General features: G+C 71.9%; 22 protein-coding genes and 1 tRNA gene. 10 read left to right on the forward strand and 13 right to left on the reverse strand.

Annotation, left to right across the window (positions count from 1 at the left end; all coding sequences use genetic code 11):
• Window positions 1-69 precede the first annotated feature (69 nt).
• The 5 genes from ASG28_RS09285 to galU all read right to left on the reverse strand — a co-directional run bounded on the left by ASG28_RS09285 (window position 70) and on the right by galU (window position 3,351).
• A complete protein-coding gene (locus tag ASG28_RS09285; RefSeq protein ID WP_054146936.1) occupies window positions 70-273 on the reverse strand; it encodes a hypothetical protein in 204 nt (67 codons plus the stop codon).
• A 213-nt stretch (window positions 274-486) separates the two neighbouring features.
• Window positions 487-562 (reverse strand) — tRNA-Ala (locus ASG28_RS09290).
• A 66-nt stretch (window positions 563-628) separates the two neighbouring features.
• Window positions 629-1,675 (reverse strand): hypothetical protein, encoded by a 1,047-nt coding sequence (locus ASG28_RS09295; protein WP_056051156.1) that lies wholly within the window; start codon window positions 1,673-1,675, stop codon window positions 629-631.
• Window positions 1,676-1,790: 115 nt separating this feature from the next.
• Window positions 1,791-2,438, reverse strand: a complete 648-nt coding sequence (locus tag ASG28_RS09300; RefSeq protein WP_055974335.1) for a GNAT family N-acetyltransferase — start codon at window positions 2,436-2,438, stop codon at window positions 1,791-1,793.
• Window positions 2,439-2,454: 16 nt separating this feature from the next.
• A complete protein-coding gene (gene galU, locus ASG28_RS09305) occupies window positions 2,455-3,351 on the reverse strand; it encodes a UTP--glucose-1-phosphate uridylyltransferase GalU (RefSeq protein WP_055974337.1) in 897 nt (298 codons plus the stop codon).
• A 66-nt stretch (window positions 3,352-3,417) separates the two neighbouring features.
• Here galU and ASG28_RS09310 point away from each other — a divergent pair, with 66 nt between their 5' ends.
• From ASG28_RS09310 to mscL, 3 genes are all read left to right on the forward strand, one after another.
• Window positions 3,418-3,996 carry a 5-formyltetrahydrofolate cyclo-ligase gene (locus ASG28_RS09310; RefSeq protein ID WP_055974340.1) on the forward strand — a complete coding sequence of 193 codons (579 nt, stop codon included), beginning with the start codon at window positions 3,418-3,420 and terminating at the stop codon, window positions 3,994-3,996.
• A gap of 26 nt (window positions 3,997-4,022) precedes the next feature.
• Window positions 4,023-4,430 carry an FmdB family zinc ribbon protein gene (locus tag ASG28_RS09315; protein ID WP_055974343.1) on the forward strand — a complete coding sequence of 136 codons (408 nt, stop codon included), beginning with the start codon at window positions 4,023-4,025 and terminating at the stop codon, window positions 4,428-4,430.
• 94 nt (window positions 4,431-4,524) lie between these two features.
• Window positions 4,525-5,019, forward strand: coding sequence for a large conductance mechanosensitive channel protein MscL (gene mscL, locus ASG28_RS09320; RefSeq protein WP_055977401.1), 495 nt, complete (start codon window positions 4,525-4,527; stop codon window positions 5,017-5,019).
• Between the two features lie 67 nt (window positions 5,020-5,086).
• Here the strand turns inward: mscL and ASG28_RS09325 are convergent, their stop codons facing one another.
• Together ASG28_RS09325 and ASG28_RS09330 are read right to left on the reverse strand one after the other, a co-directional pair.
• Window positions 5,087-5,302 (reverse strand): hypothetical protein, encoded by a 216-nt coding sequence (locus tag ASG28_RS09325; protein ID WP_055974347.1) that lies wholly within the window; start codon window positions 5,300-5,302, stop codon window positions 5,087-5,089.
• Window positions 5,299-9,066, reverse strand: coding sequence for an ATP-binding protein (locus ASG28_RS09330; protein ID WP_055974350.1), 3,768 nt, complete (start codon window positions 9,064-9,066; stop codon window positions 5,299-5,301). The genes ASG28_RS09325 and ASG28_RS09330 overlap by 4 nt, the downstream gene beginning before the upstream one ends.
• 274 nt (window positions 9,067-9,340) lie before the next feature.
• On the opposite strand from ASG28_RS09330, the gene ASG28_RS09335 reads away from it, so the two are divergent.
• Both ASG28_RS09335 and ASG28_RS09340 read left to right on the forward strand, forming a co-directional pair.
• The gene (locus ASG28_RS09335) at window positions 9,341-9,742 is read left to right on the forward strand and encodes a hypothetical protein (RefSeq protein ID WP_055974352.1); all 402 of its coding nucleotides are present in this window, start codon (window positions 9,341-9,343) and stop codon (window positions 9,740-9,742) included.
• A gap of 334 nt (window positions 9,743-10,076) precedes the next feature.
• The gene (locus ASG28_RS09340) at window positions 10,077-10,283 is read left to right on the forward strand and encodes a YegP family protein (RefSeq protein WP_055974355.1); all 207 of its coding nucleotides are present in this window, start codon (window positions 10,077-10,079) and stop codon (window positions 10,281-10,283) included.
• A 33-nt stretch (window positions 10,284-10,316) separates the two neighbouring features.
• Here ASG28_RS09340 and ASG28_RS09345 read toward each other — a convergent pair whose 3' ends face one another.
• Window positions 10,317-11,159 (reverse strand): sulfurtransferase, encoded by an 843-nt coding sequence (locus ASG28_RS09345; RefSeq protein WP_055974356.1) that lies wholly within the window; start codon window positions 11,157-11,159, stop codon window positions 10,317-10,319.
• A gap of 162 nt (window positions 11,160-11,321) precedes the next feature.
• Here ASG28_RS09345 and ASG28_RS09350 point away from each other — a divergent pair, with 162 nt between their 5' ends.
• Window positions 11,322-12,017 (forward strand): DUF4166 domain-containing protein, encoded by a 696-nt coding sequence (locus tag ASG28_RS09350; protein WP_055974359.1) that lies wholly within the window; start codon window positions 11,322-11,324, stop codon window positions 12,015-12,017.
• On the forward strand, window positions 12,014-12,982 hold the full coding sequence (locus tag ASG28_RS09355; protein WP_055974363.1) for an epimerase: 969 nt from the start codon (window positions 12,014-12,016) through the stop codon (window positions 12,980-12,982). The genes ASG28_RS09350 and ASG28_RS09355 overlap by 4 nt, the downstream gene beginning before the upstream one ends.
• Before the next feature lie 137 nt (window positions 12,983-13,119).
• Here ASG28_RS09355 and ASG28_RS09360 read toward each other — a convergent pair whose 3' ends face one another.
• Together ASG28_RS09360 and ASG28_RS09365 are read right to left on the reverse strand one after the other, a co-directional pair.
• Window positions 13,120-14,436 carry a DUF418 domain-containing protein gene (locus ASG28_RS09360; RefSeq protein ID WP_235477738.1) on the reverse strand — a complete coding sequence of 439 codons (1,317 nt, stop codon included), beginning with the start codon at window positions 14,434-14,436 and terminating at the stop codon, window positions 13,120-13,122.
• 99 nt (window positions 14,437-14,535) lie between these two features.
• Window positions 14,536-14,967, reverse strand: a complete 432-nt coding sequence (locus ASG28_RS09365; RefSeq protein ID WP_054146944.1) for an Lrp/AsnC family transcriptional regulator — start codon at window positions 14,965-14,967, stop codon at window positions 14,536-14,538.
• A gap of 149 nt (window positions 14,968-15,116) precedes the next feature.
• On the opposite strand from ASG28_RS09365, the gene ASG28_RS09370 reads away from it, so the two are divergent.
• The 3 genes from ASG28_RS09370 (at window position 15,117) to ASG28_RS09380 (ending at window position 18,512) form a co-directional block, all read left to right on the forward strand.
• Window positions 15,117-16,148 (forward strand): ornithine cyclodeaminase, encoded by a 1,032-nt coding sequence (locus ASG28_RS09370; protein ID WP_055974365.1) that lies wholly within the window; start codon window positions 15,117-15,119, stop codon window positions 16,146-16,148.
• Between the two features lie 53 nt (window positions 16,149-16,201).
• Complete coding sequence (gene ctlX, locus ASG28_RS09375; protein WP_200925278.1) at window positions 16,202-17,275, forward strand: citrulline utilization hydrolase CtlX; 1,074 nt, start codon at window positions 16,202-16,204, stop codon at window positions 17,273-17,275.
• Between the two features lie 196 nt (window positions 17,276-17,471).
• Complete coding sequence (locus ASG28_RS09380; RefSeq protein WP_055974368.1) at window positions 17,472-18,512, forward strand: TerC family protein; 1,041 nt, start codon at window positions 17,472-17,474, stop codon at window positions 18,510-18,512.
• Between the two features lie 81 nt (window positions 18,513-18,593).
• Here the strand turns inward: ASG28_RS09380 and ASG28_RS09385 are convergent, their stop codons facing one another.
• From ASG28_RS09385 to ASG28_RS09395, 3 genes are read right to left on the reverse strand one after another with little or no spacing between them, the layout of a single operon-like run.
• On the reverse strand, window positions 18,594-19,832 hold the full coding sequence (locus ASG28_RS09385; RefSeq protein WP_055974371.1) for an alpha-hydroxy acid oxidase: 1,239 nt from the start codon (window positions 19,830-19,832) through the stop codon (window positions 18,594-18,596).
• A gap of 35 nt (window positions 19,833-19,867) precedes the next feature.
• Entirely contained in the window at window positions 19,868-21,409 is a 1,542-nt protein-coding gene (locus tag ASG28_RS09390) for a rhamnulokinase (RefSeq protein WP_055974373.1), read from the reverse strand.
• A complete protein-coding gene (locus ASG28_RS09395) occupies window positions 21,406-23,451 on the reverse strand; it encodes a bifunctional rhamnulose-1-phosphate aldolase/short-chain dehydrogenase (RefSeq protein WP_055974376.1) in 2,046 nt (681 codons plus the stop codon). The genes ASG28_RS09390 and ASG28_RS09395 overlap by 4 nt, the downstream gene beginning before the upstream one ends.
• Window positions 23,452-23,460: the final 9 nt, after the last annotated feature.

Raw genomic sequence — 23,460 nt, forward strand, 5'->3', positions numbered from 1 at the left:
TCGTTACCGATCTGTCGTATTTGATTCACCCCACGCAACCTCTCGCGGTCGCGCACACCCCGGCGGGGGTCAGGCGGTCAGCACCGAGATCTCGAACTCGCCGTACATGTGGGCGGCGTCGCGCAGGTGGTGCAGGGCCTCCTCGGCGTCGAGTCGCGAATGGTACGGACCCCGGGCCGGAGCTCCGGGCAGGGTGCGTGCGTAGGAGTACTGCAGGTACCAGACCGGACGATCGTGTTCGTCGTGCTGAACGATGCTGACTGCGAGTGACATGCCCGGATGCTACGACCGCCCCACCCCCGCCGCGCCCGCTCACAGCTGATCCATCAGCTCGCCCGGGCCACCGCCGAGGCGAGACCCCAGGAAGTCGCCGAGACCCCTGGACGCGTCCTGGGGTCTCGGCGAGTTCGTGGGGTCTCGGCGGTGGCCCTTCAGCGGCGGGCGGCATACGAAAGGCCCGGGTCGTGGTCGACCCGGGCCTTCGTGTGGTGGAGCTAAGGGGATTCGAACCCCTGACCTTCTCATTGCGAACGAGACGCGCTACCAACTGCGCCATAGCCCCAGAAACTGCTCTGCCACGATAGCACCTCGTCGACCGCCGGATGAACCCGGGCGGGCGCTCCGCGGGTCAGACGGCGCGACGGCGCTGCAGGGCCTCGTCGAGCGAGAAGTCCGACTGCGGCAGGTCGTCGATGATGCCCATGCGGGCGAAGCGACTCGGGGGGCGAGGGGGTGCGACCGGCTCGACCCGCGCCTCCTCGGCGGGGGCGGCGGGGGCCGCGGGCGCCGCGGCGGGCGCCGGAGGCGCGGCGACGGTCACCGGCGCGCGTCGCGTCGACTGCATCGCGGCCTCGGCCCGGGCGGCCTCGCGCAGGGCATCGTGCTGCGCGGCACGCAGCGACTCGACCGAGCGCCGGGAGTCCTGCTGCAACGCGGCCGCCGCGTCGTCGGCCGACGCGGCAGGGGCGGGACGCTGTCGCCCGCGCCGCAGGTAGAGGGGCTGCGGGACGGGCACGGGAGTCCACAGCCGTGACTCGGCCGACGCCTCGTCGTCGCGGACGACGACGCCGTCACCCATGACGCCCGAGAAGTCCTTGAGCGGCTGCGCCACGGGGGCGACCACGGCACGGCGTGCCCGGGCCTGCGACACGGCGGCCAGCTGCGTGAGCATCGCGACCGCACCGCCGCCGAAGACGAGACCGGCGACGACGAGCACCCAGGACGACGTCACGCCGGTGGCGACGCCCGCGACCACGGCGACCACGCTCAGGACGAGCACCACCGTCGAGACCAGGCGGGAGCGTCGGAGCCGACGGGCGGCGAGGGCGGGGTCGCGGTCGGCGGCACGCAACACGGGGGCGGCCGCGGCGAGCTCGCGTGTGACGGCACGCTGCCGCGCCGCCTCGTGCGCACGCCTCAGGGCCTCGCGCCGCGCCTCCTCGTGTCGCAGGATCTTCTGCGCGTCGGCGACCGAGCGGGCGTTCGCCTCGATGCGCACCTCGTCCGGCACCTCGGCCGTCTGGGCGAGGATGCGCAGGGTCTGCTGCAGCCGCACGGCGTTGCGTTCGGTCGCGAGGTACTCGCGTCGACGCTGCCAGGTGGGCACGAGGTAGACGAGCCAGAGCGCGGCGACGAGAGCGAGGACGACGCCTCCACCCCACGACTCGATGTTCATGGTGACCAAGGTATGAGCGGGCGGGCCCCGGAGGCCGCTGATCGACAGGTGTGTCCGCGTGTCGCGGGACGGATCCGCCTCGCGGCCCGACGGACGACCCGAGCGGGCGGAGTCGCTACAGCGGCAGCGTGCGCCCGGCCTCGGCCAGCGCGTCGGCCGGCACGCTGCCCTGCCCGAGCGGCACGGTGCCCGTGGTCCAACGACGGAGGACCCCCTCGGGCACCTCCTCGGCGACCAGCGCGAAGCAGAAGTGGTCGCGCCACGACCCGTTGATGTGGATGTAGCGCCGTCGCAGACCCTCGTAGCGGAAGCCCAGCTTCTCGACGACGCGCAGGCTGGGGGCGTTCTCGGGCCGGATGCAGATCTCCATGCGGTGGAGGCCCAGGGCACGGAAGCAGTGGTCGGTCGCGAGTGCCACCGCGATCGGGGTCGCGTTGTGGCCCGCCGCGGCCTGGGTGACCCAGTAACCGATGGTGGCCGAGCCGAGCGAGCCGTAGGCGATGCCCGAGACGTTGAGCTGGCCGACGAACCGGCCGTCGAGCTCGATGGCGAACGGCAGACCGAGCCCCGCCCGGGCGTTGGTCTGCAGCGAGCGGATGCTGCCGCGCACGTCGTGGCTGGTGAAGCCGTTCGGGTTGGTGGCCTCCCACTGCCGCAGCCACGACCTGTTCTCCATCAGGGCCTGGTCGAGGTCGCGGGTGTCACGAAGACGGAGGGGGCGGATGGTCACCGCCCCCTCCGTCAGCGTGGGGATGTTCGTCACGGAACGTGTCGCCTGCTTACTTCTCGAGCCCGGCGGTGAACTCTTGCAACCACGGGCGCAGTTCGCCACCGATGTCGTCCCGGTCGGAGGCGAGCTGCACGATGGCCTTGATGTAGTCGAGCTTGTCACCGGTGTCGTAGCGACGACCTTGGAACACGACGCCGTACACGCCGCCGGTCCACTCCTCGGCGCCGGCCATCTTCATCAGGGCGTCGGTCAGCTGGATCTCGCCGCCCTTGCCCGGCTCCTGCTTCTCGAGGACGTCGAAGACCTCGGGGCGGATGACGTAGCGACCGATGATCGCCAGGTTCGAGGGCGACTCGCCCTGCGCGGGCTTCTCGACGAGGCCGGTGACCTTGACGACGTCGTCCTCGTCGGTCTTCTCGACCGTGGCGATGCCGTAGAGGTGGGTCTGCGAGGGGTCGACCTCGAGCAGGGCGATCACGGTGGCGTTCTTCTGCCCCTGCACCTCGACCATGCGCGTCAGCAGCGGGTCGCGGGCGTCGATGATGTCGTCACCGAGCAGGACGGCGAACGGCTCGCGTCCGACGTGCATCTTGGCGCGGAGCACCGCGTGGCCGAGGCCGAGCGGGTCGCCCTGACGCACGTAGTGCATGTCGGCGAGGTCGGTCGACTGGTTGACCTTGGCGAGCTTGTCGTGGTCGCCCTTCTTCTTCAGCGTCTCTTCGAGCTCGCTGACGTGGTCGAAGTGGTTCTCGAGCGCGTTCTTGTTGCGGCCCGTGATCATCAGCACGTCGGTGAGGCCGGCACTGACGGCCTCCTCGACGACGTACTGGATCGCCGGCTTGTCGACGACCGGCAGCATCTCCTTCGGCATTGCTTTCGTGGCGGGCAGGAATCGTGTCCCCAGGCCCGCGGCGGGAATGACTGCTTTAGAAATCGTGAAGCCCATGCGGGTCAGCGTATCCATCCCCGACGTTTCGCGGAGGTTAATAGTCGGACGGTTAAGCTCGACGTCATGACTGACGACGTCGGCAACGCCAAACGCGCCCTGCGAGCCGAGATCCGCCAGAAGCGTCGCACCCTGGGTGCGCACGAGAGGGAACAGACCACCGAGGGCATCACCCGGCACCTCACCGACCTCGCCACGGGCCTGTCGGTGCGGTCGATCGCGGCCTACCTGTCGACCGACGTCGAGCCGAACACGCGTCCGTTCCTCAACTGGGCCTTCGCGAACGGCATCCGCGTGCTCTTCCCGATCACCCGGGCAGACGGCCTGCTCGACTGGGCGGTGGGCGACGGCGAGAGCGAGACCCGCGGCCTGTTCGACCTGCCCGAGCCCGTCGGCGAGGTGCTCAGCCCGATGGCGGTCAACGACGTCGACCTGATCGTCGTGCCCGCGGCGTCGATCGACCACGGCGGCATGCGCATGGGCTGGGGCCGGGGCTACTTCGACAAGACCCTCGGCTCGATGGAGCGCCGCCCGCCCGTCTATGCTGTGGTGTTCGACCCCGAGTACGTCGAGTCGGTGCCCCGAGAGCGGCACGACCAGCCCGTCGACGGTGTCGTCACCCCCTCCGGCATCCACGAGTTCTAGACTCGCCTTCCCTCAGGAGCGCCTCCGTGCCCACCTACTCGTACCGCTGCACCGAGTGCGACAACGCCTTCGACATCGTGCAGTCGTTCACCGACGACACCCTCACGGTCTGCCCGGTCTGCGAGGGCAAGCTGCGCAAGGTCTTCAGCCCCGTCGGCGTGACCTTCAACGGGTCGGGCTTCTACCGCACCGACTCGCGCTCGAAGGGCACGTCGGGCTCGGGGTCGTCCGGCTCGGGCGACAAGGCGTCGTCGTCCGGCTCGTCCGAGAAGAGCTCAGGAGGCGCGAGCGGCTCGTCCACGTCCGGTGCGTCGGGCAGCGGGTCGGGTTCGTCCACGTCCGGCAGCGGCTCGTCCGGCTCCGGCTCGTCCGGCTCGTCCGGCTCCGGCTCGTCCGGCTCCGGCTCGTCGGGCGGTTCCTCCAGCTCGTCCTGACCGGGCCGAGGCGACCGACGGGATCACCCGAGCGCGCCTCCGTGGTTTGCTGGTCCTCGAGAACCTCATCTCGTCGGATCAGAAGGAGTCGCCCATGAAGGGTTTCAAAGAGTTCATCCTGCGCGGCAACGTCATCGACCTCGCCGTCGCGGTCGTCATCGGTGCGGCCTTCACGGCCATCGTGACGTCGCTCGTGACCAACGTGTTCAACCCGCTGATCGGTGCCGCGTTCAACGCGACCATGCTCGACGAGGCGCTCATCGTGACGATCCCCACTCTCAGCGGCGGCGAAGCCCAGCTGAAGTTCGGCGCCGTGATCGGGTCCGCGATCCAGTTCCTGATCATCGCGGCCGTCGTCTACTTCGTGCTCGTGCTGCCGGTGAACAACCTGCTGAAACGCACCTTCGCCAAGCAGAAGGCGGAGGAGACCCCGGCCGACGTCCCGCCGACCGACGTCGAGCTGCTCAGCGAGATCCGCGACCTGCTGCGAGCCCAGGCCGCACCCGCCGTCGGCAGCGGCTCGCACGCCGCGCCCGTGCTCGAGTCGCGCGACCCGCACAGCGAGAACGGCCCGCTCGGCAGCCGCTGAGACCACCACGACGAACCCGCCACGGAAGATCTCGTGGCGGGTTCGTCGTGTCACGGGGAGCGACGACTCAGCCCCAATGGGGTGGGACGTCGGCACGCAGCCGCTGGTCGTTCTCGCTCGACCCCTGCCGACCGGGTTCGGGCGCGGGTGTCGGGTCGCTGCCCGGCACCGGGTCGGTGGTCACGCGACGCCCGGCCCGTCGACGCACCACCAGGGGGCGCTGCTCGACCGCCTCGAGCTCGTGAGGGGCGTCGCCGCCGGACGCCGAGCCTCGTGGGGTCATCGACGGTTGACGTGCTGGCTGGCCGACAGGGCCGGCACCTCGTGCGTGTGCGAGTCACCGATGCCGAGCACCTCGGCGACGCGCTCGGCGACGGCGTCGGGGTCGGTGAAGAGCTGGAACGCGTGCACGCGGATGTAGTGCCAGCCGAGCCGGCGCAGCACCTCGGGACGTGAACGCAACGACTCGCGCAGGCTGGTGCGCGAGAGCGTCGTGTCGGTCTCGATCGTGACGCAGACGCCGTCGTGGGCGGCCACGAGGCCGAGCTTGCCCCGGTGGCCGAGAGCGACGGGGATGCCTTTGACCTCGAGCCGGCGGGCCAGGTCGACGAGCATGGGCTCGCTGTCGTCGGGGACGTGCTCGGCCGACGTCCGGGCCTGCACCTCGGTGAGGATCTCGCTGAGCGCGACCGTCCCGTGACCCATGCGACTCGAGTCGATGTCGCCCGGTTGGAAGCAGGTGACGATGACCATCGACCGACGCGCCCGCGTCATGGCGACCGCGAGCAGGCGTTCGCCACCCGGCTGGCCGAGCGGACCGAAGTCGCTCAGCACGCGGCCGTGCGGGGTGCGGCCGTAGCCGATCGAGAACACGACGTGGTCGCGGCTCTGCGCGACGCTCTGCTCGAGGGTGGCGATCATGAACGGTTCGCTGCGGTCGCCCACGACGAACTCGGTCAGGTCTTTGTGGCCCGAGACCGCGGTGAGGACGGCCTGCTGCACGCGGATGGCGTGCTTGGCCGACGCCGTCAGCACCATGAGCGACTCGCTCGGACGCGTGCGGGCGTGCTCGAGGACGAGGGACACGACGCGGTCGACCTCGGCGTCGACGCTCTCGACGGCGCCGGACTCGGGGTCGGGGACGGCGGTGCCGCCCGAGACGTAGTCGAGCGCGATGCTGCCGTGGCCGAGGAAGCTGCCCGCCCAGGGCAGGGACTCGATGCGCCCGCCGTAGAACCGACGGTTGACGAGCTCGGCGAGGTCTTCTCCGCCGGCACGGTAGCTGCGCGTGAGGGAGAGCGTGGGCAGCAGGGTCGCCAGGCGCGCGAGGGCGCTCTCGGAGTGGGACGCGGCCAGGGCCTCTTCGTCGGCGTCGACAGGCGGTTTGCCCGGCACGACGCCGATGTCGAACTCCGACGGCGTCTGGGTCACGGGGTCGCCGAAGGCCACGGTCTGTTTCCCGCGGCGGATCGCCCCGACGTTCTCGGCCAGGGTCGTGGCGCCGGCGTCGACGAGCACGACCGTGTCGAACGGCACCGTGTCGGCGATGGTGTGGACCTCGTACGGCGACGCGACCCAGACGGGGGCGATCGCCCGGGACAGGTGCGGTGCCGCGTCGTGCAGCAGACGGGCGGTCAGGTGGCCCTGACGCAACAGCCCCTTCAGGGCCGCCGCCTCGTCGGGCCAGTCGACCAACCCGATCTTCCAGTTCTCGGCCAGCAGCCACGCGAGCAGCTGGGCGCTGCCCGCGGCGTGGGCCTCGTCGACGAGGCGGAAGTCGGCCTCGAGCCGGTCGAGCATCGCGGTGTTGGCGCCGAGCAGGGCACGATCGGCCTCGAGCAACGACTCGAGTGCCGAGCGCCACCAGGCGAGCTCGAGTTCGGCGGCGACCTGGTGCTCCGGCACGTGTCGGTTGGCCAGGTCGGTGATGAGCGGGGTCAGTTCGAGATCACGCAGGGTCGTCATGAGCTCGGTGCGCTCCTGCAGGTTCTGCAGGACGTCGCTCTCGGCGGCGAGGGCCTCGAGCCGCTGCTGCAGCTCGACGATGCCGATCTCGGTCAGCCCGTCGTCGCCCGTCAGGCCCAGGGGGCCGTCGAGTCGTTCGAGGTCTTGCGACACCTGCTGGTGCAGCACGTGCGTGTCCGCGATGCCCGTGGGCACCTCGGGCGGGGTGCCGGCCGACACGTAACGCTGCCAGACGACGCGTTGCTGCTGGATGCGCTGCAGCGCGCCGTGCAGGTCGGCGATGTGGACACCGGGTCGCACGTACTCGCGGGCGAGCTTCTTGAGCCGACGGCGGTTGGCGCTCGACATGTCGGGCGCCTCGCGCTTGGGCGCCGTCGCGGCCACGAGTTCGGCGACCGAGCGGTCGAACACCACGGGCATGAACTTGTCGAGGGTGTCGCGGATCTCGGTGAGCAGGCGCAGGTAGACGCCGAGCTCGGAGACGCTCTCGAACGGGCGCATGCGGGTGCTGCCGATGACCTCTTCGGCGCGCTCGAGGAGGCGGGGCAGGTCGCGGTGGTGCAGGTTCTTGGCGAGCTGGTGCGCGTCACCGGCCCCGACGCTCTCGGTGAAGCGGGCGCCGTACCAGGGCGAGTCGCCCGGACCGTACTTGAACTCGCCCAGGTTGGCGGCACCGACCATCGTCTCGGCCACCCGACCACGGCCGTCGACCATGGCGGCGATGCTGCGGCGGCTGAGGCGGGCGGTGGTCGCCGGGGCGGCGGGCAGCAGGGCCAGCCGCGAGAGCTCGGTGAGGCAGTCGAGCACCGAGACGCCGAGCTCGGGGTCCCGGCGGCTGAGGGCGCCACGGTAGTCGACGAGCACCTTGCGGAGGCGCACGAGGGCGTCGTCGACTTCTCCCATCTGAGGATGGGTGGCCTTCTCGTTGCGGGAGATCGACCGGATCACGTCACGGCGCAGCGTGGTCGGGCTGACGGCGACGCCCGGCAGGCCGACGTCGGCGAGACGGCTCGTGATGCCCCGCAGGGTCGCCCGGCGGGCGCTCACCACGAGGACGCGCTTGTTCTGCGACACGAGACGGCCGACCGCGTTGACGATCGTCTGCGTGCCGCCGGTGCCCGGCAGGGTCTTGACGACGACCGAGTTGCCGGCGGCGATCTGCGCCACGACGTTCTCTTGTTCGGGGTCGGCGTCGAGCAACAGGGTGTCGGTCTCGGGACTGCGCTCGTCCTGCGGAGTCGCCGTGGTCGGACGATAGGCCTCTTCGACCTGGCGGATGGCCATCGGGTTGCCGGCGAGCGCGTCGAGCACGGGGTGCCCCAGCTCGCGGGCGTCGAGGGCCATCTCGGTCGAGACCTCGGCGAAGGTCGAGACCACGAGTCGCGGCTGGACGGTGAACCATTCGAGGTGGGCGGTCAGCCCGCGGAGGCGGTCGATGACCGGGTTGGGTGTGAACGACCCCTCTCGACTGGCGAGCGAGACGAAGGACTCGGCGTCGAGCGTGATGCCGAACTGGTCGTGCAGGGCGTCGACCAGCGCCGGGTTGAGGAAGGGCTCGCCGAGCAGCTTGACCTCGAAGTCACGTCCGTGGCGCCGGATCGCCAACGGGCGCAGCAACACGGGGGCCCGGAAGTCCTCTCCGGCGAAGGACCAGGCGGCGACGCCGATGGCCAGGTGCACGGCGTCGATGCCGCGGACCGTGCTCAGCTCGAGCCCCTTCGCGGCGATCTCGCCGGCCGCGGCCCGGGCCGTGCGCAGGGCCAGGTCGTCACGGATCAGGCTGGAGAGCAGGGTCGTCTTGCCCGTGATGAACTGGGCGAGGCCACCGGGGTGGGTCGTGCTCAGCTCGATGCGGGACCGCTGCGAGTCGCCGAAGTGCAGCAGCGCGGAGGGGCCGCCGACTCGTCGGAGGGACTCGCGCCAGGTGTTCCAGACGGGCTCGGCCACGTTGCCCAGGGACTGCCCCGGGTGGCCGAGGCTGACGGCATGGGGTGTGATCACGCCCGTGGGCGCGCCGGTCGGGACGGCGACGGAGTCGTTCTCGTCGTCGTCGTTGTCATGCTGTCTGTCGGCTCGCCACACCCTGACACCTTAAGCGGTCCGCCTCGACAACACCCGGAGGACGGGCGATTCCGCCGCGAGTCGTCACGGCGGGCAAGCCACACGTCGGTGGGCCGTTCGGCGACACCCGATGCCCAGCGACGGTCGTGTTACAGCATTCGTCATGATGCGCGACACGAACGGTTACGTGAGTTGTCGTCATAACCGTGCGCTACCACGTCAACGTACAGTACGGTCATCACGGGGGCTATTCAATGAGCTGACACGACACCGTGTCTCGACACCAGGAGCGCACATGCCTTTCGAACAGAAGTACAGCGACGAGACGCGAGAGAAGTCGCTCGCCCGGGTGCTCGAGCGTCGCGAGGCCGAGCCGGGCAACCGGGCGATCATCCGCGAGACGGCGTCCGAGTTCGAGGTCGGCGAGCAGTCCCTGCGCGGGTGGATCCGGGCCCACGAGCGGTCGATCGCCCCGACGCCGGCACCCGACGACGCGGTGGAGAAAGAACTCGACGTCACCTCGGACGACGACGAGGCCGCTCCCTCGACCGCGGCAGCCCCGCGCCGGGGTCGCCCCCCGGGTTCGGGATCGGCCGCCACGGCCGAGCGCGTCGCCGAACTCGAGGCCGAGGTCGCCAAGCTGCGCCGCGATCGCGAGGCCCTGAAGAGCGCCATGGCGGTCTTGCTGGCCGACTGACGCGGCACCTGCCCCCGGGCCGTCGCCCGGGAACGACGAGAGCGCCCGACCCCGCGACTGCCATCCGGGGCCGGGCGCTCTCGTCTGCTCGGTGCGCGACCGAGACGGACCGGCGCGACCGCCCGGTCTCGGAGGGGGGAACGAGACTCGCGGGCGGCCGCACCGACTCATCCAGTATGCCACTTGGCATTTCACATGTCAAACGGTCGGCCAGAGAAGGGCCCAGGGCAGGAGGCGCGGGTCGGCCGGCCGACGCGCGTCGCCCACGGTCGGGGTGCAGCCCTATGCTGTCGCCACGCACAGCGCGCGCACCACTTCGTGCAAGGGGACCCACATGGCAGGCACTTTCGTCGTCACCCAGGACGCCTCGGGCGAGTACCGCTTCGACCTGACGGCGGGCAACGGCGAGGTCCTCGCCTCGTCCGGGGGCTACAAGCAGAAGGGCTCGGCGATGAACGGCATCGACGCCCTGCGTCGGACGGCCGTCGACGCCGTGGTCGACGACCGGACGGACGTCCCCGTCCCGGGCCACGCGGACTGACCACGGCCCGGTCGTCACGGACCCGCCCCTGCGTCACCCGGGGCGGCCGCCGGTCGCGACGGGTCTCGCGGGGTCGTTCGACCAGGCGCTCCACGAACCGGCGAACAGCACGGGGTCGAACCCGGCGATCGTCGCGGCCAGGGCGTTGTGGGCCGCGGTGATCCCCGACCCGCAGTAGACGGCCAGGGGCGTGGCGGGGGTGACCCCCGCCTCCTCGAACCGGGCGCGCAGCGCGGTGGCGTCGACGAACCGGCCCGTGGAGTCGAGGTTGCCGGCGGTGGGCAGGTTCACGGCGCCCGGGACGTGACCGGCCCGGGGGTCGACCGGCTCGACGTCGCCGCGATAGCGCTCGGCGGCCCGGCTGTCGACCAGCACGCCGGTACCCGACCAGGAGGCTGCCGCGTCGGCGTCGATCACGGGCCACGGGTCGTCGCCGAGGGTGACGTCGCCGGGCACGACGTCCGCGTCGCCCTGCTCGAGGGGCAGGCCTTCATCCGTCCAGGCCGCGAGTCCCCCGTCGAGCAGACGCACGTCGGCGATGCCCGAGGCCCGCAGCAGCCACCACGCGCGAGCCGCCGACTGTCCGCCGAGGTCGTCGTAGACGACGACGGCGTCCCCGTCGCGCAGTCCCCACCGCCGGGCGGCGGCCTGCAGGTCGGCCCGGTCGGGCAGCGGATGCCGCCCCTCGACGGGTTCGCCGTGCCGGGCGAGCTCGGTGTCGAGGTCGACGTAGACCGCGCCGGGCAGGTGCCCCTCGCGATAGGCGGGGCGGCCGTCCGGCCGGTCGAGCCGCCACCGGACGTCGAGCAGGCGCACCGCTCCCCCGCCCGTCAGGGTCGCGTCGAGCTCGGCGGCGATCACCAGGGGATGGCTCATGCCGACGAGGCTAACGGGCGCACGCCGACCGGTCGCCGCCGCGCAGACCGCCCGAGGAGGCGCGGGCCGGCTCGAGCGGACACGTCACGACACACACCTGAGGACTTCTCGATGTCGAAGGATCGCGCGGCCGGAGACCGGTCGGTCCCCTAGCGTGAGGTCATGACCGCGGCACGCTCCCCGTACGAAGCCGCGATGGGTGACGAGCTCGACCGTCTGCACCCGCGCCTCCGGACCTATTTCGCGGCCGTGCCCGCGGGCTCGGTCGGCCGCGGGCGGGGCACGTTCGCCGTCGTCGGCACGCCGCGACGCTGGCTCTGGCCCGCCCTCTGGGTGCTCGGCCGCCAGGGCGTGCTGTTCCCGGTCGACCGGCGCGACGTGCCGTTCCGTGTCACCAACCGGGGCGTGACCGACGCCACCGGCGCGGTGGCGGTCCAGGCCGTGCGCAGCTTCGACTTCGCGGACGGATCGCGCCGCATGGTCGACGCGATCACCGCGCGAGGCGAGGTCCTCGAGGACCGTCTCGGCCACCGGCGCAGGTGGTCTGCCCGACTTCGCGCGACGGTCGTCGACGGGGCCCTCACGATGTCGTCGACGGGAACGGCCCTTCGAGTGGGGCGGGTGCACGTGCCCCTGCCACGGAGCGTCGCCCCGCGGGTGACCCTGCACGAGAGCTTCGACGAGTCGGTCGGTCGCCAACGGGTGTCGGTCGTGCTCGACTCCCCCGCGCTCGGTCGACTGTACGAGTACACCGGCCACTTCGACTACGAGGTCGTCGCCGACCACCGGTCGGGCGGCTCCCGCCCCGACACCGAGCTCGACCCCGACCACGACCCCCGACGAGGACCACGCCCATGACCGAGCACATCGTCCTCGCCGGAGCCAGCGGCTTCATCGGGCAGCACCTCGCGGCCGCGTTCCGCGCCGAGGGCGCCCGCGTCAGCCTGGTCGGACGGCACGGACCCGACGCCTCGTGGGGCGACACCGCCGGCATCACCGCGCTGCTCGACGGAGCCGACCTGCTCGTCAACCTCGCCGGCAAGAGCGTGAACTGCCGCTACGGCCCCGAGAACCGGGCAGAGATCATGCGCTCACGCGTCGAGACCACGCGCGAACTGAAGGAGGCGGTGCTCGCGTGCACCGCGCCTCCTCGGGTCTGGATGAACTCGTCGACGGCGACCGTCTACCGCCACGCCGAGGACCGCCCGATGACCGAGTCGGGCGGCGAGATCGGCTCGGGGTTCTCGGTCGACGTCGCGACGGCGTGGGAGGCCGAGTTCTTCTCGGGCGAGCTGCCCGCCACCCGCCGCGTCGCCCTGCGCATGGCCATCGTGCTGGGCGACGGCAGCGCACTCGTCCCGCTGATGAACCTCGTGCGGGCGGGTCTCGGGGGGCCGCAGCTCGACGGGCCGTGGCCGGCCACCCGGGCCCGGGTCGAGGCGGGCACGTACCACCGCGAGGGCCGCGGGGGCGGACGGCAGAAGTTCAGCTGGATCCACGTCGACGACGTGCTCGGGGCGATCCGGTTCGCCCGCGACGACGAATCGGTCGACGGCGTGCTCAACCTGTCGTCGCCGAACCCGAGCGACAACCGCACCGTGATGCGCACCCTGCGCCGCGTGCTCGGCGTGCCGTTCGGCCTGCCCGCCTGGCGCTGGATGCTCGAACTCGGCACGGCCGTCCTGCGCACCGAGACCGAGCTCGTGCTCAAGAGCCGGTGGGTGCTGCCCGAGCGCCTCCTCGACGGCGGGTACGAGTTCGCCCACCCGCACCTCGACGAGGCCCTGAAGAGCATCGTCGCCGGGAGGCGCGGCGCGGTCTGAGCGCGCCGGGTCTCGGGCGCCTGGTCTCGGACGCCTCCGGCGGTCGGACCGCGCCTCCTCCGCTCGCCCGGCCACGATCGCCGCGGCGCCGCACCGGCGGCAGGCGTCGCGGTGTCGTCGACTCGGTACGGACCGGATCAGCCCGGGAGCCGAACCGGCAGGGGCTCAGGTCTGCGGCCGTAGCTGAGGCGGCGGAGCAACCACTCGGCGGGGCCGTCACGCCCGGCTCGCTCGAGGGCGACCGCAACGACGACGGTCACGAGCCAGACGCCGACGGCGATCAGACTGACCCGGAGGGTGCCCGCCCCGACACCGAGCCCGAGGGCCCACGGGGCGAGCAGGGGGACGAACAACACCGACTGCAGGAGGTAGCAGGTCAGCGAGCGCCGACCCACGGCCGCCAGGGCCCGCACGACAGGGCCGGTCGCGACAGGGCCGGTGGTGACAGGGCCGGTCGCGACCGAGCCGGTCGCAGCCGAGGAGGCGCGGGTGCGGTTCGCGACGAACCAACCGACCGCGCCGAAGAAGCCCAGGGCGCCCGCGACGCCGCTGACCCCGTGCAGGATGCCCAGGAGGTAGAGCGCCCACCACGGCGGCTGCCAGACCTGGACGGCGGCGAGCACGAGGGGCACCGCGCCGAGCACGCCGACCGGGAGGCCGACGAGCGTCAGACGACGGAACAGGCCCAGGTTCTCGACGGGGTGCTCGAGCACCTGACGGCGGCCGAGCAGGGTGCCGATGACGGCGAGCGGCACGAAGGTCGCCGCCACGACGGGGGCACCCATCACGAACGCGAGCAGGGCCACCACGCGCCAGAGCAGCGCCCCGAGGAACGTGCCCGGATCGAGGCCGGGCAGGCCGGCGTCCAGTGACCCCTGCGGCAGCCCGTCGAATCCGGCCGTGACGACGAAGACGACCGCGAGCGACCAGCCCAGCACCGTCAACGTCGTGTCCTGGGCCGCGAACAGCAGCGCGAGGACGATGCCGAGGCAGCCGTAGCTCAGCAGGATGTCGCCCTCGAACAGGAGGACGACGTGGGCGGCCCCGAGGACCGCCAACCAGAGGCTGCGACGCAGCAACAGGGATCGCGCCCTGCCGTACGGCACACCCCGTGCCGCCTGGCGCCGGATCATCACGGTGAAGCCGTACGCGAAGAGGATCGTGAACAGCGGGAACGCGCGGTTGTCCACGAGGAGGCCGACGAGCACGTCGACGACGCGGTCCCCCGCGGTGCCGTCGACCGGCCGGGCCAACGGACCGAGGTCGCGGCCGCCGATGTAGTACACGCAGTTCGCGAGGGCGATGCCGAGCAGGGCCAGACCCCGGGCCAGGTCGGGGGCGAGCATGCGCTCCTCGGAGCGCGTCGGGCCGCTGTACGCGACAGCGCCAGGGGCCGGGTCGACGCGGAGCTCGGGCGGGGCGGGGGACGGCAGGGGTTCGGACGCGGGGCTCACCCTGTCCAGGGTGCCTCAGGGCGCCGGCCCGCGCCTCCTTCGCTCGGTGGACCGGGGAGCCTCGACCCGGGACGCGGCGGCCGCCGGGCGGGCACCGGGTCAGCGGAGGACGGAGCTGAGCAGCAGGCTCGTCTCGCTGTTGACGACGCCCTCGACGCTGCGGATGCGCGCCAGGACCCGGTCGAACTCGCCGAGCGACGACGTGCGCAGCTCGGCGACGAGGTCCCAGCCGCCGTTCGTCGTGTGGAGCGACGCCACCTCGGGGAAGCCCCGCAGCTGCCGGATGACGTGGTCGGTCGACCGTCCCTCGATCTCGATGAAGCCGATGGCGCGGATCAGGTCGGGGTCGTCGGCCTCGCGCACCCGCACGGTGTAGCCGAGCACCGTGCCCGTCGCCTCGAGCCGGTCGAGCCGCGAGGTGATCGTCGCCCGCGTCACGCCCAACCGCCGTGCGAGGCTCGCCGCCGACTCGCGCGCGTCGACCCGCAGGGCGGCCAGGAGGCGCCGGTCCAGTTCGTCGAGATCCGCCATGACCCGAAAAGTACAGCAAGACTGCGCAGACCGGGTGATCGAGCGTGCGAAATGGCGCTCGATGGTGATTGTGGCTGCACATCGCCCAGTCCTAACGTGGTGCCACCCGGACGCGACGACCGAGCCGGGCCGAGCAGGAGGAGGTCGCCGTGGTGCGCTTCGTGGACGTGCAGAACATGATCCGATGGGTCACCGACCGTGGCGTCGGCCCGATCACCAGCGGCATGGTGACCGCCCTCGAGCGCGACTTCGCCCGGTGGCCCGCCTTCGACAAGTCGCCCCGCGTCGCCTCGCACAGCCCCATCGGCGTCATCGAGCTGATGCCCGCCAGCGACAGCGAGACCTACGGCTTCAAGTACGTGAACGGCCACCCGTCGAACCCCGGCCGCGGCTACCAGACCGTCACCGCGTTCGGCGTGCTCGCCGACGTCGACACGGGCTACCCGACCTTCCTCGCCGAGATGACGATCCTCACGGCGCTCCGCACCGCTGCCACGAGCGCCATGGCCGCCAAGCGCCTCGCCCGGGCCGACTCGCGCGTGCTCGCCCTGATCGGTGCCGGCTCGCAGGCCGAGTTCCAGGCCCTGGCGATGCGCGCCTCCCTGGGACTCGAGACGGTCCGCGTCTTCGACGTCGACCCCCGCGCCACCGCGAAGTTCGTCCGCAACCTCGAGCCGCTCGGGTTCGACATCACGGTGTGCGCGAGCCCCGGCGAGGCGGCCGACGGCGCCGACGTGATCACGACCTGCACGGCCGACAAGCAGAACGCGGTCGTGCTGCCCGACGAGGCCGTCCGCCCCGGCGTCCACGTCAACGCGATCGGCGGCGACTGCCCAGGCAAGACCGAGCTCGACCCCGCGACGCTCCGCCGGGCCGACGTCTTCGTGGAGTACCCCGAGCAGACGCGCGTCGAGGGCGAGATCCAGCACCAGCCCGCCGACTTCGCCGTGACCGAGCTGTGGCAGGTCGTCGCCGGGCAGCGCCCCGGGCGGACGAGCGACGAGCAGATCACGATCTTCGACTCGGTCGGCTTCGCCATCGAGGACGTCTGCGCCCTCAAGTACCTGCGCGAGGATGTCGTGGGCACGGACTACGCCGTCGAGATCGACCTCGTCGCCGATCCCGACGACCCGAAGGACCTGTTCGGCCTCGTCGCCGCCCGTCGGCCCGTCGGCGTCTGAGTCGTCGGCCGACCCGGACCGGCACCCGCCGCACGAACCGCGCCGAGACCGTCGTGACGACCCTCGCTCCCCCGCCCCGCGCCTCCTCGTCCCCCTCGACCGTCGTGGCAACGACGGCGCCCCCCGCACTCCGCGCCTCCTCGCGCACCCGAAGCGCTCACGAGGAGGCGCGGACGACCGTCCAGTCCCCCGCCGCGGTCGTCATGGTGCGGCCGCACCACTTCACGCCGAACCCGCAGACCGCGGCCGACAACGCGTTCCAGACCGACCCGGCCGACGTCGACGCGACCCGGGTCGAGCTCGCGGCGCGCGCGTTCGACGAGGTGACCCGGGCGGCCGAGGCACTGCGCGCGGCGGGCGTCACGGTGCACCTCGTCGACGACGAGCGGACCGACCGGCCCGACGGGGTGTTCCCGAACAACTGGTTCTCGACGCACGCCGACGGCCGGGTGGTGCTGTACCCGATGCACTCGCCGAACCGCCGCAGCGAGCGACGCACGGACGTCGTCGGCCTGCTGCGCGAGCGGTACCTCGTGACCGAGGTGCTCGACCACTCGCCGCTCGAACGGCGCGGGATCGTCGTCGAGGGCACCGGTGCGCTCGTCCTCGACCACGTCGAGCGCGTCGCCTACGTCGCGCTCTCGCACCGCGCCGACCGGGCGGCCGTCGCCCGCGTCTGCTCCGACCTCGGCCACGAGCCCCTGACCTTCACCGCGACCGACGCGACGGGCGTGCCGATCTACCACACGAACGTCATGATGAGCGTGGCGTCGCGGTTCGCCCTGGTCGGCCTCGAGTCGATCGAGTCGACGAGCGAACGGAGGCGCGTGGCCGAGCGCCTGTCGGCCTCCGGACGCGAGGTGGTCGCCCTGACCCGCGCCCAGCTCGGCGAGTTCGCCGGCAACGCGCTCGAACTGCAGGGGGCGGACGGGCCCGTGCTGGCGATCTCGGCACGCGGCTGGGCGTCCTTGACGCCGACGCAGCGCCGGACGATCTCGCGGCACGCCCGACCCCTGCCGCTGGAGGTGCCCACGATCGAGCTGGCCGGCGGGTCGGTGCGCTGCATGCTGGCCGGGGTGCACCTGCCGCGGCTGCCGCCGCCTCTGGCGCCGTTGCCGCCTGGATGACGCCTTGATGACGCCTTGCTGACGGGGGTGCGAGCCTTGCACGCACTGCAGCTTCTCAGCACTGTCACGGTCGCTTGAGGGCACGCCCCCAGCGGACCCCCACGTACCGTCTTCTCAGGAGCCTTCTCCGCTGTTCGGCCGATCGCGCCGCGCAGCCCGACCCGCCTCAGCAGCCCGACCCACCCGGAGCATCCCCGTGGACGTCTCACTGACCACCTGGCTCATCACGATCGCCGTCACCGTCGCGTTCTTCGTGTTCGAGTTCTTCACCCATGTGCGCAAGCCGCACGAGCCCACGATCGGCGAGTCCGCCCGCTGGTCGGCGTTCTACATCGGTCTCGCGCTGCTCTTCGGCGTCGGCATCGGATTCGTCAGCGGCTGGGGCTTCGGTGGCGAGTACTTCGCCGGCTACCTCACCGAGAAGGCGCTCTCGATCGACAACCTGTTCGTCTTCCTGCTGATCATGACCGGGTTCGCCGTGCCGCGCATGTACCAGCAGAAGGTGCTGATGATCGGCATCGTCATCGCGCTGATCATGCGCGCCGGCTTCATCGCCGCCGGCGCCGCCCTGATCGAGAACTTCTCGTGGGTCTTCTACCTCTTCGGCGCCCTGCTCTTCGTGCTGGCCTACCAGCAGATCAAGGGCGACCACGGCGGCAACGCGGCCGACAACGCCTTCGTCAAGATCGCCCGCCGCGTGCTGCCCGTCGACGACGAGTTCCACGAGGACAAGTTCACGGTCAAGAAGGGCGGCAAGCGCTTCGTCACGCCGCTGCTGCTCTGCGTCATCGCGATCGGCTTCGTCGACCTGGTGTTCGCCCTCGACTCGATCCCCGCGATCTACGGGCTCACCAACGAGGCGTACATCGTCTTCACCGCCAACGCCTTCGCCCTGATGGGTCTGCGCCAGCTGTACTTCCTGATCGGTGGACTGCTCGAGCGTCTCGTCTACCTGTCGCAGGGTCTCGCGATCATCCTCGCGTTCATCGGCGTGAAGCTCGTCTTCCACGCCCTGCACGTCAACGAGGTGCCGTTCATCAACGGCGGCGAACCGCTGCTCTGGGTGCCCGAGATCCCGATCTGGTTCTCGCTGCTCTTCATCGGCGCCACCATCACGGTCGCCACGGTCGCCAGCCTCGCCAAGACCCGCGGCGACGCCGAGAAGGCCAAGCGCGACCAGATCGACGGCGAGAAGGTCACGGTCGCCAAGGACTCGGACGACCCGACGCGCCACTAGGCCCCGGCTCGCACAGCACCGCGTGTCGTGCACAGCACCTCGACTGGTCGGGGTGCCGTGCACGACACGCGGTGTCGTGTGTCACCCGCGAGCGCGCGGCACCAGGCGCTCGAGCTGGGTGACGTGCCGGGGCTCGAGTTCGTCGAGCGAGTTGACCCCGAGCAGGCGCATCGTGCGGGCGATCTCGACCGACAGGATCTCGATCGCCCGGTCGACGCCCTCGCGTCCGCCGGCCATCAGCCCGTACAGGTAGGCCCGGCCGATCAGGGTGAACCGGGCCCCGAGAGCGACCGCGGCGACGATGTCGGCACCCGACATGATGCCCGTGTCGAGATGGACCTCGGTGTCGCCGCCTACCTCGCGGACGACGTCGGGCAACAGGTGGAACGGGATCGGCGCCCGGTCCAGCTGGCGCCCGCCGTGGTTCGACAGGATGAGCGCGTCGACGCCGAGGTCGGTGACGCGGCGGGCGTCGTCGACGGTCTGGACGCCCTTGACGACGAGCTTGCCCGGCCACTGCGACTTGATCCAGGCCAGGTCGTCGTAGGTGACCGTCGGGTCGAACATCGTGTTGAGCAACTCGGCGACGGTGCCCGACCAGCGGTCGAGCGAGGCGAACGCCAACGGCTCGGTCGTGAGGAAGTCCACCCACCACCACGGTCGAGGCAAGGCGTCGATGATCGTCTTCGGCGTCAGCGAGGGCGGGATCGTCATGCCGTTGCGCGAATCCCGGAGGCGCGCGCCCGCGACCGGGACGTCCACCGTCACCAGCAGGGTGTCGAACCCGGCCTTCGCCGCCCGGTCGACCAGCGCCATCGACCGGTCGCGGTCCTTCCACATGTACAGCTGGAACCAGTTCCGGCCCCCGGGCGCGGCGGCCGCGACGTCCTCGACGCTCGCCGTGCCCATCGTCGACAGGCTGAACGGGATGCCCGCCGCGGCGGCCGCGGCAGCACCCGCTTTCTCGCCCTCGGTCTGCATCATGCGGGTGAAGCCGGTCGGGGCGATCCCGAACGGCTGCTCGACCCGCTTCCCGAGCACGTCCCACCCGGTGTCCACCGTCGCGACGTCGTGCAGGATGGCCGGGTTGAACTGCACGTCGCGGAACGCCTGCCGCGCGCGTCGCAACGAGATCTCGGCCTCGGCGCTGCCGTCGGTGTAGTCGAACGCCGCCGTGGGCGTGCGCCGCTTCGCGATGCGCCGCAGGTCTTCGATGGTCAGCGCTTCGCGCAGCCTCTTCGCCTTGAGGTCGAACGTGGGCTTCTTGAACTGCATGAGCGGCGCGAGGTCGTGGAACTTCGGCAGGCGGCGGTCGACCATGGGAGGTCCTTCCGGGTCGGTGGAGAGGGATGAGATCAGGAGGTGCGGGCGGCGGCCGAGGACGCTCCCGACCGCGGGCGGTACGTCACGGGGGCGGACGACGCGGCGACGAGCGCGCGGAGCGACTCGAGGGAGGACGAGCGGTCGACGAGACCGGCGGCCCGCGCCTGGACGAGCACGTTGCCGAGGGCGGTCGCCTCGACGGGACCGGCGAGCACGGTGCAGCCGGTGCGGTCGGCGGTCAGCTGGCAGAGCAGCTCGTTCTGCGACCCGCCCCCGACGACGTGCACGGTGCGGACCCTTCGGCCCGAAAGGCGCTCGGCGTCGCGGAGGGTCGAGGCGTAGGCCGCCGCGAGCGACTCGAGGATGCTCCGCACCGTCTCGGCCCGGCCGCGCGGGGGCGCGACGTCGTGCTCGACGCTCCACGCCTCGATGCGTGCGGGCATGTCACCGGGCGGCGTGAAGCGGGTGTCGGTGGCGTCGAAGACCGGCACGGGCCGGGTGACGGCGGCCGCCTCGGCGAGGAGGGCGGCGAGGTCGCTGCTGCGCTCGGCGTCCGAGGTCCCCGAGCGGCTCCAGGCCCGCATCGACTCGCTGAGCAGCCAGAGACCCGAGACGTTCTTGAGGAACCGCACGCGGCCGTCGACGCCGCCCTCGTTCGTGAAGCCGGCAGCCCGCACCTCGTCGCCGAGGAGGGGCGTCGGCAGTTCGAGACCGACGAGCGACCACGTGCCGCTCGAGACGTAGGCGGCGTCGTCGCCCGCGAGCGGCACGGCGACCACGGCCGAGGCGGTGTCGTGCGAGCCGACGGCCGTGACCCCGAGGGAGGTCGGCGCCCCGATCGCCCCGGCGACCGAGGGCAGCAACGCCCCGAGTGAGGCGCCCGGGTCGACGAGGGGTGCGAACAGGTCGGTCGCGAGGCCGAGACGACCGAGCAGCTCGACGTCCCACTCCCCCGTCACGGGCGAGAGCAGTCCCGTCGTCGACGCGTTCGTGCGCTCGGTGACGGCGGTGCCGGTGAGCCACCACGAGACGAGGTCGGGCACGAGCAGGGCCCGGTCGGCGGGCTCGAGCACCCCGGCGGCGCGGTCGGCCGCGAGCTGGAAGACCGTGTTGAACGGCAGGTGCTGCAGGCCCGTGCGGGCGAAGAGATCGGCGGGCGGCACGACGGCGTGCACGGCCTCCACGCCGGCCGCCGACCGCTCGTCCCGGTAGTGGTACGGCGCGCCGAGCAGGCGTCCGTCGCGGAGCAGGCCGTAGTCGACGGCCCACGAGTCGACGCCGACCGAGGCCGTACCGGGCTCGTCGCGGAGTGCCTGCGCGAGCCCCGCGGTGACCGACCGCCAGAGCCCCGTGACGTCCCAGTGCAGACCGACCCGGCCCGCGCCTCCGGCACCCGTGCCCTGCTCGACGGGCCGTCCCTCGGGCAGCGTCACCGGCTCGTTCGCGAAGCGGGCGACGTGCTGCAGCCGGACGCCGGCGCGGTCGACGTGGCCGAGCACGACGCGCCCGCTCGTCGCGCCGAGGTCGACCGCGGCGACGACGCCACCCGACCTGCTCGAGCCGGCCTCGCTCATCGCAGGAAGGCCGCGGCGACGCCCGCGTCGACCGGGACGTGCAGCCCGGTCGTGTGCGAGAAGTCGCTCGTGCAGATCGCGTAGACGGCGGCGGCGACGTTCTCGGGCACGACCTCGCGCTTGAGGATGGTGCGCTGGGCGTAGAACGCGCCCAGGTCCTTCTCGTCGACGCCGTACGTCGCGGCACGGTTGGCACCCCAACCGCTGGCGAAGATGCCCGATCCGCGCACGACCCCGTCGGGGTTGATGCCGTTCACGCGGATGCCGTGCTCGCCGAGCTCGGCCGCGAGCAACCTGACCTGGTGGGCCTGGTCGGCCTTCGTGGCGCTGTAGGCGATGTTGTTCGGCCCGGCGAAGACCGAGTTCTTCGACGAGATGTAGACGATGTCGCCGCCGAGGCCCTGGTCGACGAGCACCCGCGCGGCGTTCTTCGCGACGAGGAACGAGCCCTTCGCCATGACGTCGTGCTGCAGGTCCCAGTCGGCCTCGGTCGTCTCGAACAGCGACTTCGACAGGCTGAGCCCGGCGTTGTTGACGACCAGGTCGAGCCCGCCGAACGCGAGCAGCACCTCGTCGATCGACGCCTTGACCGCGGCCTCGTCGCTGACGTCGGCCGCGACGCCGCGGGCCACGTCGGGGTCGCCGATCTCGGCTGCGGCGGCCTGCGCCTTGGCGAGGTCGAGGTCGGCGACGACGACGCACGCCCCTTCGGCGGCGAGGCGGGTGGCGATGGCCTTGCCGATGCCCGACGCCGCGCCCGTGACCAGCGCGACACGCGTCGCGAGGGGCTTCGGCGCGGGCATCCGCTGCAGCTTCGCCTCTTCGAGGGCCCAGTACTCGATGCGGAACTTCTCGGCCTCGTCGATGGGCGCATAGCTCGAGACGCCCTCGGCACCGCGCATCACGTTGATCGCGTTGACGTAGAACTCGCCGGCCACGCGGGCGGTCTGGGCGTCCTTCCCGTACGAGAACATGCCGACGCCGGGAACCAGCACGATGAGCGGATCGGCCCCGCGGATGGCCGGGCTGTCGGCCGTCGCGTGGCGGTCGTAATAGGCCTGGTAGTCGAGGCGGTACCGCTCGTGCAGTTCGCGCAGTCGGACGATCGACTCGTCGATGCCGGCATCGGCGGGCAGGTCGAGCAGCAGCGGCGTGACCTTCGTGCGCAGGAAGTGGTCGGGGCAGCTGGTGCCGAGGGCGGCCAGGCGAGGGTGCTCGGCGCGGGAGAGGAAGTCGAGCACCTCGGCACTGTCGGTGAACGAGCCGACCTGGGGCTTGTCGGTCGAGACGAGCCCGCGCAGCACGGGAGCCAGTGCCGCCGCCTTCGCCCGGCGTTCGGCCTGCGGCAACGCGGCGTAGCCGTCGAGCTCGGGGCCGAACGGTTCGGGCCGCGAGTGCCGGTCGAGATGGGCCTGCGCCGTCTCGATGATCCACAGCGAGTTGCGCTCGGCCTCGTCGCTCGTGTCGCCCCACGCGGTGATGCCGTGACCGCCCAGGATGGTGCCCCGCGCCTCCGGGTGGGCCGCCTTGACGGCGGCGATGTCGGCGCCGAGCTGCCAGCCCGGCCGACGCCACGGCACCCAGACGACGGCATCGCCGAAGATCTCGGCGGTCAGGCGCTCGCCGTCGGCGGCGGTCGCGATCGCGATGCCGGCGTCGGGGTGCAGGTGGTCGACGTGGGCCGCGTCGACCAGCCCGTGCATGGCCGTGTCGATCGAGGGTGCCGCGCCGCCCTTGCCGTGCAGGGCGTAGTCGAAGGCGGCCACCATCTCGTCCTCGTGCTCGACCCCGCGGTACACGTTCGCGAGGCCGCGCAGCCGGTCGAGACGCAGCACCGCGAGACCCGGCTCGGTCAACGTGCCGAGGTCGCCGCCGCTGCCCTTGACCCAGAGCAGCTCGACCGGCTCGCCCGTCGCCGGGTCGGTCGCGGTGCCCTTGGCCGAGGTGTTGCCGCCCGCGTAGTTGGTGTTGACCGGGTCGGCGCCGAGGCGGTTGCTGCGTGCGATCAGGTCGGCGGGGGTGGTGGTGCTCGTGGTGGTCATCACTCGTTC

Origin of the sequence: Frigoribacterium sp. Leaf415, from assembly GCF_001424645.1 — a bacterium.
Classification (GTDB): Bacteria; Actinomycetota; Actinomycetes; order Actinomycetales; family Microbacteriaceae; genus Frigoribacterium.

Coding starts and splice junctions, on each gene's coding strand:
- ASG28_RS09395 (WP_055974376.1), bottom strand. CDS start 23,451: ATGACCACCACGAGCACCACCACCCCCGCCGACCTGATCGCACGCAGC.
- ASG28_RS09350 (WP_055974359.1), top strand. CDS start 11,322: ATGACCGCGGCACGCTCCCCGTACGAAGCCGCGATGGGTGACGAGCTC.
- ASG28_RS09295 (WP_056051156.1), bottom strand. CDS start 1,675: ATGAACATCGAGTCGTGGGGTGGAGGCGTCGTCCTCGCTCTCGTCGCC.
- ASG28_RS09345 (WP_055974356.1), bottom strand. CDS start 11,159: ATGAGCCATCCCCTGGTGATCGCCGCCGAGCTCGACGCGACCCTGACG.
- ASG28_RS09365 (WP_054146944.1), bottom strand. CDS start 14,967: ATGGCGGATCTCGACGAACTGGACCGGCGCCTCCTGGCCGCCCTGCGG.
- ASG28_RS09310 (WP_055974340.1), top strand. CDS start 3,418: ATGACTGACGACGTCGGCAACGCCAAACGCGCCCTGCGAGCCGAGATC.
- ASG28_RS09355 (WP_055974363.1), top strand. CDS start 12,014: ATGACCGAGCACATCGTCCTCGCCGGAGCCAGCGGCTTCATCGGGCAG.
- mscL (WP_055977401.1), top strand. CDS start 4,525: ATGAAGGGTTTCAAAGAGTTCATCCTGCGCGGCAACGTCATCGACCTC.
- ASG28_RS09390 (WP_055974373.1), bottom strand. CDS start 21,409: ATGAGCGAGGCCGGCTCGAGCAGGTCGGGTGGCGTCGTCGCCGCGGTC.
- ASG28_RS09340 (WP_055974355.1), top strand. CDS start 10,077: ATGGCAGGCACTTTCGTCGTCACCCAGGACGCCTCGGGCGAGTACCGC.
- ASG28_RS09285 (WP_054146936.1), bottom strand. CDS start 273: ATGTCACTCGCAGTCAGCATCGTTCAGCACGACGAACACGATCGTCCG.
- ASG28_RS09335 (WP_055974352.1), top strand. CDS start 9,341: ATGCCTTTCGAACAGAAGTACAGCGACGAGACGCGAGAGAAGTCGCTC.
- galU (WP_055974337.1), bottom strand. CDS start 3,351: ATGGGCTTCACGATTTCTAAAGCAGTCATTCCCGCCGCGGGCCTGGGG.
- ASG28_RS09385 (WP_055974371.1), bottom strand. CDS start 19,832: ATGGTCGACCGCCGCCTGCCGAAGTTCCACGACCTCGCGCCGCTCATG.
- ASG28_RS09325 (WP_055974347.1), bottom strand. CDS start 5,302: ATGACCCCACGAGGCTCGGCGTCCGGCGGCGACGCCCCTCACGAGCTC.